The sequence below is a fragment of the Actinomycetospora sp. genome, assembly GCF_055612215.1.
The window spans coordinates 1-1032 of record NZ_JBVPVA010000937.1 but is presented as its reverse complement, the minus strand read 5'-3'; the positions used below and the strand labels follow the sequence as shown (position 1 = coordinate 1032).

The 1032-nt window shown below is 73.3% G+C and carries 1 protein-coding gene; it reads left to right on the top strand.

The window, feature by feature from the left end; all coding sequences use genetic code 11:
- Nucleotides 1–409 precede the first annotated feature (409 nt).
- Nucleotides 410–1032 (top strand): class I tRNA ligase family protein (locus tag AC0CYZ_RS25565; RefSeq protein WP_472220574.1); only part of this gene is annotated, 623 nt, incomplete at its 3' end.

The window sequence follows — 1032 nt, the reverse complement described above, 5'->3', positions numbered from 1 at the left end:
CCATCACGTCACCGCCCCCTCGCGCGCCGAACGTGGGCCGCAGGATAGGGGCAGGAGGTGACGACCGGCCAACGACCGTGCGCGGTCCGCGCGCCGCCGCGACGCCCGCGGCTAGGATCGATGGCGCGACGACGAGGACAGTGGGCGTCGCGGACCCAGCAGGAGCGACCCGGGGACGGTGCGAGCCCGGGGCATGGACGCGGTGTCAGATCACCTCCGAGCACCGGAAGAACGGGCGCGCCCCCGGGCCCCCCAGTAGACCCGGACGCAGGACCAGAGCGGGCGGCCGCACCACGGCCGTCAAGGAGGGTGGTACCGCGGCGACCCGGCCGGCCCCGGCCCGGACGTCGTCCCTCCGGCCGATCGGACCGCCGGCGACCGCCGGCCACGACCCCGCCGGAGTCCCGCTGTGAGCCCGTACCGCCCCGTCAGCCCGCACGTCGACCTCCCCGCGCTCGACCACGAGGTCATCGACTTCTGGCGCCGCCACGACGTGTTCGCCCGCAGCCTCGCCCGCACGGCGGACGGACCGGAGTGGACCTTCTACGAGGGGCCGCCCACCGCGAACGGCATGCCCGGCACCCACCACGTCGAGGCGCGGGTGTTCAAGGACGCGTTCCCGCGGTTCCGGACCATGAAGGGCTACCACGTCCCGCGCCGCGCCGGGTGGGACTGCCACGGTCTACCGGTCGAGCTGGCCGTGGAGAAGGAACTCGGCTTCACCGGCAAGCCCGACATCGAGCGCTACGGCGTCGCCGAGTTCAACGCCCGGTGCCGGGAGTCGGTCGGCCGCCACGTGGACGCGTTCGAGGTCATGAGCGAGCGCATGGGCTACTGGGCCGACTACGAGCACGCCTACTGGACGATGGACCCCGCTTACGTCCAGAGCGTGTGGTGGGCGCTGAAGACGATCTTCGACCAGGGGCTGCTGGTCGAGGACTACCGCGTCACGCCGTACTGCCCCCGGTGCGGGACGGGGCTGTCCACGCACGAGCTCGGCCAGGACGGGGTCTACACCGACGTCGTCGACCC